Source organism: Cryobacterium sp. TMT2-17-1 (assembly GCF_004402765.1).
In the GTDB taxonomy this organism is placed as follows: Bacteria; Actinomycetota; Actinomycetes; order Actinomycetales; family Microbacteriaceae; genus Cryobacterium; species Cryobacterium sandaracinum.
In genome coordinates this window covers 38,666-47,652 of the sequence record NZ_SOGC01000014.1, presented here as the reverse complement: position 1 = coordinate 47,652, position 8,987 = coordinate 38,666, and the positions used below count along the sequence as shown (strand labels likewise).

Here is an 8,987-nt window from a genome sequence, read left to right as displayed (position 1 = left end):
GCGTTGTCTTCTCACAGCAGAGCAGTCCCGTGACCGCCAGCGCTACCATGTACCCGGAAACGTGCTACCAACTCGCCGGACTACCGCTACCACCAAGCGCTACTCGCCACCTGTAAAAACAAGGGAATCCGCGAGTTTTCCAAGACATTTGGCGAAATCGAAGTTAAGGCCTGAACCATAAAAGGGTCGCAGGTTCAAATCCTGTCAGCCCGACCAAAGGGCCGTTCGCGAAACTCTTCACGAAATGGTCCGGTCGAAACAAAAAGAAATCGCTCCTGAGGCCTCTCGGGAACGATTTCTGGTTGAAGGGGTTCTCGCGTCCGATTTCGGTCGCGATGCTTGAGTTGTCGTCGTGCCATCGGCTGTCCTGCAGCTTTTTAAGCGTTTGCGCGCGCGCCGGATTGTCTCGAATGCTAAGTGTTTTTGCCATCTGAGCGGTATCTGGTCCTGAGCGGGACTGTTAGGTCCGTAGCGGTGGTCCGCCGGTTTCGTCCGATGCGAGGTGTTTGACCTTGTCGGGCCGCATGACGCCGGCCGGGTAGGTGTCGGTGTAGGGGTTGTGCCATTCGCGGTCGCGGCGGCGAATCGGGCGGACGACGGGTTCTCCGTGAACGTGTTTTTTGCGTCGTCCCTAATTTTGTCGCTGATGAAAGCGGCGATTTTGCGGAGGTTGAAGTTCGTCAGCAGGATGGCGACTATATTTCACGCGGCGCCGAATCCGCGCACCTGGCGGCGCCTGGCGGACTCGATGTCCTCAGGCCCGTTGCTTTTGATCTGGTCGTTCAGGGACTCGATGGAGTTGCGAGCATGGTCGTGGAATTCATCCCATTCCTTCGTGCCGTATTCGAACGCCTCCGCGTTGCGCCGGTTGTTGGCAATGTCAAAGGACACGGAATGCTGGCTGCAGATCTTGTCCGCGAAGTCGGGCAGATCTTCTACGTCGACCGCGGGGCGGATCTTGTCCGTCACGGTCTTGAGCAGTTCTCGTAAGGGGCAGGTCACGGTCGGGCTGGCGGCCAGTGCGGGGCAGCGCAGCACGACGCGGCCATTTGCATCGGGCTTCTCCTTGACGTGGAGTTGGAACGCGGTGCGGCTCTTGATGCGCTCCCGGTTTGTTGCTGTATCGATGATGGGCCATTCCGTCCTCATTGGGCCACGTGCATCGCGTATGGCGCTAGGTGTGATGCGCCGGGTGACCGACGAGCGACACCATTTACGGGACTGGCTGGGTGGTTTAGCGTAGATGGGTTTTTAGGAAGAGGGATGTTCGCTCGAATGCGTCTGTCGTCTCGTCTGCGGCGTGGCGTGGAAGGTCCGGGTCCAGGGCGAAGCCGTGACGGACTCTGGGGTAAACAACCACCGCGGATTGCGTGGTGTTATGGGTGAGGATTTCGCGCACCTGTTGGAGGTCACGGGCCGGGGTGCTGGCGTCTGTGCCGGCATATATTCCCAACCAGGGAGCCTTGAGCACGCGTACGGCATCGATTCCGCTGAGGATGCCAGGCCAGCGTGGCGAATCCAGGCCGGCACCGTAGAAGGTGACTGCGGCATCGATGTGCAGTGTTGCTGCCGCCCACAATGCGAGGGTGCCTCCCAGGGAGAATCCTATTACCGCTACTTTCTGTGCTCCTTGGGCACGGACCCAGGACAAGGCGCTCTCGATGTCAAATGTGAGCCCTTCCCTCGTGAGGGTGTCGTGGTGACGGCGGGCTTGTGTGAATTTCCCATTGGTGACGACGGGGTCTGCGATGCGGTGGTAGAGGTGCGGCGCGGCGGTGATATAGCCGCAGCCGGCTAGGCGGACGACGAGAGCGGTGACCGGTGCGGAGAGGCCCCAGACCTCGTGGAGCACAATGACTCCAGCCCGGGCTACGCCCACCGGCATTGACACTGTCAATGGGACACCACCAGCCCCTGCAGTTTTATTCGCATGCGAATGGTCGGAACGGGCCGGGATAGATTGCATGCTTTCTTCCGTTCGTTCAGGAATCCAGTGACAGCGGCTTCACCGGAGGTATCCTCGCCTTTTCCGCGTGAACCGGCGGGCTGGAACGAAGAAGCTTCGTCACTGATCAGGTTACCGATGGCTTCAGGACGGCAACAGAGCGATGCCACCATACGAGGCTGCGCCCTTTATCGCGGAGCCGAGTGTCGGGCGCATAAATCTGACATTTCTGATGCGGGCTTCAGTACTGCGGTTCAATGGGAACATGGCCGGAATCTGTGTGTACACGATCGGGCATTCCACTCATCCCGTTGATGAGTTCGTTGGAATGTTGAAAGCAAATGGTGTCGAACGACTCATCGACGTTCGCACCGTTCCCGGGTCTCGTCACAACCCACAATTTGGGGAACACGAACTCGACACAAGCATGCCGGAGGCAGGTATTGACTATCAGCGACTTCCCGAGCTAGGCGGGTTACGGCATACTCCGGCGGCAGAAGCATCTATCAACGGAGCGTGGCGTAACAGAAGCTTTCGCAACTATGCCGACTACATGCAAACGCCCGAGTTCGTTGCCGGCGTTGACGAGTTGGTGGCGCTGACGAAGAAGCAGACGGTGGCGATCATGTGTGCCGAGGCCGTGCCCTGGCGTTGTCACCGATCACTGATCGGAGACGCGTTGCTGGCTCGCGGTCTGCAGGTTGCCGACATCATGAGCCTGACCTCGACCAAGCCCCACACCCTCACCAGCTTCGCGAAAGTCGATGGTAACCGCCTCTGGTATCCACCGGAAGAGTGAAACCCGAGGGTGCCAATTCGAAGCAAGATGGTGCAGCGAATACGCTCGAAAGATCCAGCAAGATTATGGCAGTGGAAGGCATACCAATGACAAAAAAATACTCAGTCGGCGATCACGTGCGCTGGAACTCCGAGGCCGGCCATGTACACGGCACCATCGCGAAAATTCATACGATAGACGTGGAATACAAAGGGCACACTCACCGCTGCAGTCCCGATGATCCGCAGTACGAGATCACGAGTGACACGACCGACCACGTGGCGATGCACAAGGGCGAGGCCCTGACGAAAATATAACCACCCGCGGCCACCAATGCAGACAAACGGCGAGCCACGGTTACGGGCGGCCTGGTTTGTAGGTTGAGACGGATGCCGCATCAGCTAACCAGTATCGCCAGGGGAAATTCATCGCATTGCCGCCGGGTCCGCTGACGCCAACGCGTGGTCCGGTTCGGTGGGGTAACACCAGGCCATCATCCGGAACGAAAAACTTCCACTGTCCGCCAAAAAGATCGTCACCGTCGTTTGCCAGGGTTGCCCCGAAGGTTTGGGCAACGCAGCCAGGGCCCCGCGCCAAACTGCTACTGGGAAGAGGAACTTTTCGTGGTTTGCTTTCTCGACGGCTGCGGGCAATGGCGGCACCTCCCATCACGTCTCCCGCCCTGATGAGACAACCGTATGGCTGTCCTGGTTGTCCGGCGACGAGGTTCAGCGAGTGGTGCATTCCATAGGTGAAGTAGCAGTAGAGGTGCCCGGCGGGACCGAACATTGTCTTGTTCCGATTCGTCTGGCCCCGATAGGCGTGTGCGCCGGGGTCGCGTTCACCCGCGTACGCCTCGACCTCGGTAATTCGAATGGTCACAATGCCGTCGTCATCGGTGCGTTGAAGGATGCAGCCGAGAATTTCGGGTGCGACATTGAGCACCTCGCGGGCAAAGAACTCTCGGTTCGCTAGATGAAATCCGTTCGGCAAAGTCACTTGGTTATCGTATGCATTCCTGGCGAGCAACGCGCGAACGAGCGTTCAGAGCATCTCAGAAGTTGATCTGGTCTCAACGTCACGCGAAATAATTTTTTGAATGAGCAGCGCAAGAGATGCAGCGGCATGAGACGGTGACGTCGGTTCGTCGTCGTCTCCAACCTCCGCGATTCCTCCAGATCACCGGGATCTCTGTTGCTGTGGCGATTGCCTGGATACCGTTCCCTTTCCTCCCTGGAAACGCTCAGGAATTGCGGTACTACGCGCCGCTGGGCGCACTTCTGAGCATGCACTCAATCCTCATGCGTTCGCTCCGCAGCGCTTTACAAACCCTCGCTGGGCTGGCCTTCGGAATCGCCCTCGCCGGGGCCGTGCTCATCCTGAGCGAGCCCAGCGTTTAGACGATCTGGCTGGTCATCGGCCTCGGCCCCCTTATCGGAGGCATGCGATGGCTTACTGTGGGCGGAGGTCGAGCGGTTGAGCAGTTTTTGAGGCACCCTCGCCACGCACCTCAGCGATATCGGCGTGGCCTTGGTTGGGAGTTGGCCTCCCGAGCGTCAACTCCGGGCGACCAGGGGCAGCGCACTCACGGACGCGGCACGAGACGTCAAATCGGCTGTGCAACGCGCCGATGAGAGTCGTAAGGGTAACCCTCGCGCTCGTTTCAACCGCAGAAATCTTGTTGTTGACTAGGAGGGCCTCGCGGCCCTGGAGAACGTCACCTTTCACGTGCGCAACCTGTCCGAGGTTTTTGCGGGCATGATCTGGGGTAAACCGATTCCCCTTGAGCTGCCGCCCGAACTGCCTCCGGTTCTCAGCGATGCCCTGCACGCAGTCGCAGAAACCTTGCGTGCCCCGGACGATGGCCCGCGTGATAGCGCACCCCTTGATGCCGCCGTAGCGGCAGTCGAGGCGATTCTGCACTGCATGCAAGAGTTGGGTGCCGGGGCGGCGTCGCTTAGCCCCACGGCCGCGATCGTCATCGATCTGAAGTGCATTTTGGTCGCCCTTCGCCCTTGGACCGAGAGAGATTCTGAAGAGTCTCCCTCGCCCGTCGTTCAGCCCGTCCCATCGCCTGTTCACGCTGCTGAGGTTCCACGCACAGGAACCTTCTCGTTCCCGCGAGTTTTTCCTTACCCGGGTTGACCTTGGATTAGCCTTCGGTACTGTGAATGGGATTGCAGAAACTATTTCATCCGTCGAATTCGCATTAGGAGGTCATCATGCCCAACGCCATCGAGACTGTCGACGTCAACGTTCCCGTTACCGTCGCGTATAACCAGTGGACAAAATTCGAGGAGTTTCCAAAGTTTCTCAGTTTTGTTGAATCCGTCACGCAGGTGACCGACACTCTCACCGAGTGGAAGGTTAAAGTCGGTGGCGTGGAGCGCGAGTTTGAGGCTCGGATAACTGAGCAGCACCCTGACGAGCGTGTTGCCTGGAACAGCACCGGCGGCCAGGTTGACCACGCGGGAGTTGTCACGTTCCATAAGTTGGCCGCGAACGAGACACGGGTGACGGTACAGCTTGATTGGGAGGCGACAGGGCTGCTTGAGAAGGCTGGGGCCGCTCTCGGTATCGACGATCACGCCATTAAAAAAGACCTCAGGAACTTTAAGGAGTTCATCGAGGCGAAGGGAACCTCCGACGGCGGATGGCGCGGAGATGTGAAGGCCTGACGCTGCCGGAAGACCAACCTCGGCAAGCGCTACTGGATAGAGTCGTCGGTCAACCGGATCAGTGAAGGCAAATATAAAGAAATCGCACCTGGGGCTTCTCAGGAACGATTTCTGGTTTGAGTGGATCTTGCGGTTTCGTGTGGCTGCGAGTTCTTCTTCAGCGCCGTAGCTCCGGCTGTTTTTCTGTGTTCACCTGTGTCGGATGGTCTCGAACGCTGTGTGTTTCACTTTGTCCGGGCGCATGAAGTCAGTCGGGCTCGATTGCTCGGGGCACATCGAGCCGTGAACCTTCGGGTTCTCCTTGCCAGGGACTGCGCTGATGGCTAGGGCATTGCCGGGCGGTCGCCTTCGCGCAACCAGTCGTCGAAGAAAGTCTGGAGTTGCTGGCCTGAGCTCTCTTCCATTACGGCTTCGAAGTCCGCAGTGGTCGCATTCGAGTCGTCGTACTCAGTCAGCCACAAGCGGGCGCCGGCGAAGAACGCGTCGTCACCGATCTTCGCGCGCAATGCGTACAGGGTAGCCGCGCCTCGCAGATAGACCGGATTCGCAAAGAGGCTGTCGCGACCCGGGTCTGCGATGTTGAGTGCCCAGCCGTCGTTTGCGTCCAGGTATGCCACCGTGTCGGCGAACTGATTGGAAATTGATGCGGTGCCCTGATGTTCTGCCCAGAGCCACTCGATATAGGTCGCCCAGCCTTCGTTCAGCCAGATGTCCTTCCAATCAGCCGGGGTCACAGAGTTGCCGAACCACTGGTGCCCCAGTTCGTGCACCACTGTGTTTTCGTCCGCGACCTCGGAGTACACCGGGCGGGTCTGAGTCTCTAGGGCGTAGTCGACCGAGTCGTCGTCGACAATGGCGCCGAACGACTCGAACGGGTATCGCCCGAATTGGGCCTCCAGAAAGGTGATCATCTGGGGCTGCAGCGCGAGTGCCGCCGCTGTTTCTGCAAGAGGCGCGCCCGTCACTCCATCGTCGATCGCATTGATGATCGGCAGACCGTCCGGACTCACGTCGCGGGACAAGGCGTAGTCGCCTACGCTCGCCGTCGACAGGTAGCTGGACATCGGGTCGGATGCCCGCCACGTCCATGTTGTCCAGCCGGCCTTTGTCTTGGGCGCCCCGGCGGGCAGCCCGTTTGCCACAGCTGTCTTACCGGCCGGCACCGTGATGCGGAACCTGTAAGTTGCCTTGTCTTCCGGGTCGTCGTTCACGGGGTACCAGGTCGCCGCTCCATCGGGCTCGTTGACCACCATCGCGCCATCAGCAGTGGTGACCCACCCGTAAAGGGCCCCGGTGGTGTCTAGTGGCCGCCCGGTGATCCCGCCATATTCAATGACAATGGTCGTCGTCTGTCCTGCTTCGAGCTTCGGCCGCAGCTCAACGGTGAGTTCCCAGTATCGGTTTGCATTGTCCTGCTTCTGTGACCACTCGGCGCTGTCTTTGCCTTGCGCTTTCCCGTGTGCCGCCGCCTTGCCGTCCACCCGGACCGACGAAACGTCGAGGCCGCGTAAGTCGAAGTTAAGCGACTGCAGATCCTGCTTCGCGCGGAGTGTGATGGTCGCGACGCCGCTGAGGCGGCCTGTGAGGACCGTGGGTTCCGTCGGCGGCGTGTAGCGAAGGGCAAGGTCGTAGTGCTGGACGTCGTACCCGCCGTTGCCGGCGTTGGGGAAGTACACGTCACCGCTTCCGGCCGCGCCGGCCGTAGAGCGCGCCCCGTCCTTCCCAAGGGAGACCTGCGCCGTCTCACTGAATGCGCCAGACGCGACCGTTGTCGGCACGATTGCGACCGCTGGAGCTAACCTCGCCCTGGCGTCGGACGCGTTGGGGGTTACTGCTGTTCCGGTTCCGCAGGCGGCCAAAGCGAACACGGATAACCCCGCGAGTGCGACGGTTGTGAGCCTTCTCAATGAATCCAAGGGACATCCCCTTTGTTGGCAGTGAGGTCGAATATGGACTGGCTGGACTGGAGAAAAGCGTGAAGACGACGGTTAAATTCAGGGAATCCACAATTTAGTGCCCATCTCCGGCAACATCAACCGCGCTCATGGAATTGGCGCAGCAAGCACAGTGCACCCGGCGTCGTTGCTCCCGCGAGTGGATGTCCGTGGGACTGTGACGCGGGCTCTTCGCGTTGGTTGCCTACGTCGGTGAGTATGCGACTTGAGTCGGCGGCCACTTCCATGCGGTTACGGCAATGGCGATGAGAAGTACCACTTCGATGAAGCTACCGAGGAGGTAGTGGACCCATGCGTCGCGAATGGCCAGACAGGATGAAGACCCAGAAAGAAGGGGCGGACGATGTTAGCTGAGAGCCCAGAGAGGCAGAGTCCCGACGAAGAGACCAAGGGTCATGAGCGCGATCGCCGCCGGATGTGACGCTGGGACGTCTCCGGTTCCGAGTCTGTTGGTGATGCGGGCCAGGAGCGCATGGGTTCGTTGGCGAGAGAGCAGGCCGATGACTAGGAGCGTTAGGCAGGGTAGGCAGTAGATGACCGTATACCCGGCCAGCACCAGGAGCGCTTCACCTGTGCTGGCTTGCGCGTCGAGGAGCCTTTCGATAGCGATGAAGTAGGGGAACGCGTTGGGCAGATCGGCGGCCGTGAGTAGTGCGCCAAAAGGGAATGCAGTCCACGGGGTAAACCACGTGGGCAGTTCGATGGGTTTGCGGGGTCGGGTTCGGAAGCGTCGAACGCCAGCGATAACCACCGCGGCTCCCGCTGCCCCGAAGGCGACATAGCGCAGCGCGAGCACAATGCCGCCGACGGCGCCTGCGGCTGCGCTAGCGCCGAGAAACAGTGCTGCACCCGCCACGAACACGGTTGTGGCCGCGCCGAGAATGGTCACCAGTGCCGTTAGTCCGGGCCGACTGGGTGCAACAAGCAGGATGAGTGTGACGGCGACGATGGTCGCAGGATTGAAGGCGTCGAGGGCCGCTAGGCCGGCAATCGCGCCCAGTAGCGCTCCACTCATTGTCTTGACGCACCACCGGGTCGAGGGATCAGGGCGTCGAGGAGTGCGTCGAGTTGTGCGGGGGTGGGGGCAGGCTCGATGCCGGCGATCACGTTGGCTGCGAGTCCGTCACCGACGAGGCGGATCACCCGCGCGCGTGTGACGTCGCCCGTTTCCTTCTGAATCATGGCCTCCCACCGAGAGCCGGCTTCCTGCGCGGCGGTAGCGACGTCATCACCCGGCGACTCGACCGCCCGGTGCGCGACCGCTAAAGCTCGGAACAGAGCCACGTCATCACCCGTCGGCACGGAAAGCCTGAGCCAGGCTTCCGCCGCCCGGCCCTCCATCGACGCCGCAAGCATCGCTACGTCGAGCTCCTCCAACGCCCCGATGGCCAAGCCCTGAACAAGAGCCGCGCGCGAAGGAAAATGATGGATCAGTCCGCCCTTCGACACCCCCGCAGCACTCGCGGTGCTGTTCAAGGACGGCACAACACCGCGCTCGAGAGTGAGGTTTCGGGCTGCGCTGAGAATAAGTGACCGACGATCCATGGGACCATCCTAGATGCGAACCGACCGGTCGGTCGGACATCGTTGTTGATCGGCCAGGAGATTATCCCGGCGCAGCAGTGAGTTAC

Annotated in this window: 10 protein-coding genes; 3 read left to right on the top strand and 7 right to left on the bottom strand. The window is 60.4% G+C overall.

What is annotated here, in order from left to right; genetic code table 11:
• Positions 1 to 163 precede the first annotated feature (163 nt).
• The 3 genes from E3O47_RS16290 to E3O47_RS03515 all read right to left on the bottom strand — a co-directional run bounded on the left by E3O47_RS16290 (position 164) and on the right by E3O47_RS03515 (position 1,885).
• Positions 164 to 430 (bottom strand): hypothetical protein, encoded by a 267-nt coding sequence (locus E3O47_RS16290; protein ID WP_206750121.1) that lies wholly within the window; start codon positions 428 to 430, stop codon positions 164 to 166.
• A gap of 272 nt (positions 431 to 702) precedes the next feature.
• Positions 703 to 1,149: a hypothetical protein gene (locus E3O47_RS03520; protein ID WP_134419509.1), complete on the bottom strand. Its 447-nt coding sequence runs from the start codon at positions 1,147 to 1,149 to the stop codon at positions 703 to 705.
• 85 nt (positions 1,150 to 1,234) lie between these two features.
• A complete protein-coding gene (locus E3O47_RS03515; protein ID WP_277870363.1) occupies positions 1,235 to 1,885 on the bottom strand; it encodes a dienelactone hydrolase family protein in 651 nt (216 codons plus the stop codon).
• 325 nt (positions 1,886 to 2,210) lie between these two features.
• Between E3O47_RS03515 and E3O47_RS03510 the strand changes: the two genes are divergently transcribed.
• Both E3O47_RS03510 and E3O47_RS03505 read left to right on the top strand, forming a co-directional pair.
• Entirely contained in the window at positions 2,211 to 2,744 is a 534-nt protein-coding gene (locus E3O47_RS03510) for a DUF488 domain-containing protein (protein ID WP_134416658.1), read from the top strand.
• Complete coding sequence (locus E3O47_RS03505; protein ID WP_347232578.1) at positions 2,741 to 3,040, top strand: DUF2945 domain-containing protein; 300 nt, start codon at positions 2,741 to 2,743, stop codon at positions 3,038 to 3,040. The genes E3O47_RS03510 and E3O47_RS03505 overlap by 4 nt, the downstream gene beginning before the upstream one ends.
• Positions 3,041 to 3,080: 40 nt before the next feature.
• Here E3O47_RS03505 and E3O47_RS03500 read toward each other — a convergent pair whose 3' ends face one another.
• Positions 3,081 to 3,722 carry a DNA-3-methyladenine glycosylase gene (locus tag E3O47_RS03500; protein ID WP_134341943.1) on the bottom strand — a complete coding sequence of 214 codons (642 nt, stop codon included), beginning with the start codon at positions 3,720 to 3,722 and terminating at the stop codon, positions 3,081 to 3,083.
• A gap of 1,223 nt (positions 3,723 to 4,945) precedes the next feature.
• Here E3O47_RS03500 and E3O47_RS03495 point away from each other — a divergent pair.
• Positions 4,946 to 5,401, top strand: coding sequence for an SRPBCC family protein (locus E3O47_RS03495; RefSeq protein ID WP_104101671.1), 456 nt, complete (start codon positions 4,946 to 4,948; stop codon positions 5,399 to 5,401).
• 323 nt (positions 5,402 to 5,724) lie between these two features.
• Here the strand turns inward: E3O47_RS03495 and E3O47_RS03490 are convergent, their stop codons facing one another.
• The 3 genes from E3O47_RS03490 to E3O47_RS03480 form a co-directional block, all read right to left on the bottom strand.
• Positions 5,725 to 7,077, bottom strand: coding sequence for a M1 family metallopeptidase (locus E3O47_RS03490; protein WP_233191446.1), 1,353 nt, complete (start codon positions 7,075 to 7,077; stop codon positions 5,725 to 5,727).
• 625 nt (positions 7,078 to 7,702) lie between these two features.
• The gene (locus tag E3O47_RS03485) at positions 7,703 to 8,371 is read right to left on the bottom strand and encodes a GAP family protein (protein WP_104101668.1); all 669 of its coding nucleotides are present in this window, start codon (positions 8,369 to 8,371) and stop codon (positions 7,703 to 7,705) included.
• Complete coding sequence (locus E3O47_RS03480) at positions 8,368 to 8,901, bottom strand: TetR/AcrR family transcriptional regulator (RefSeq protein WP_104101666.1); 534 nt, start codon at positions 8,899 to 8,901, stop codon at positions 8,368 to 8,370. Before E3O47_RS03480 ends, E3O47_RS03485 begins: the two co-directional genes overlap by 4 nt.
• Positions 8,902 to 8,987 lie beyond the last annotated feature (86 nt).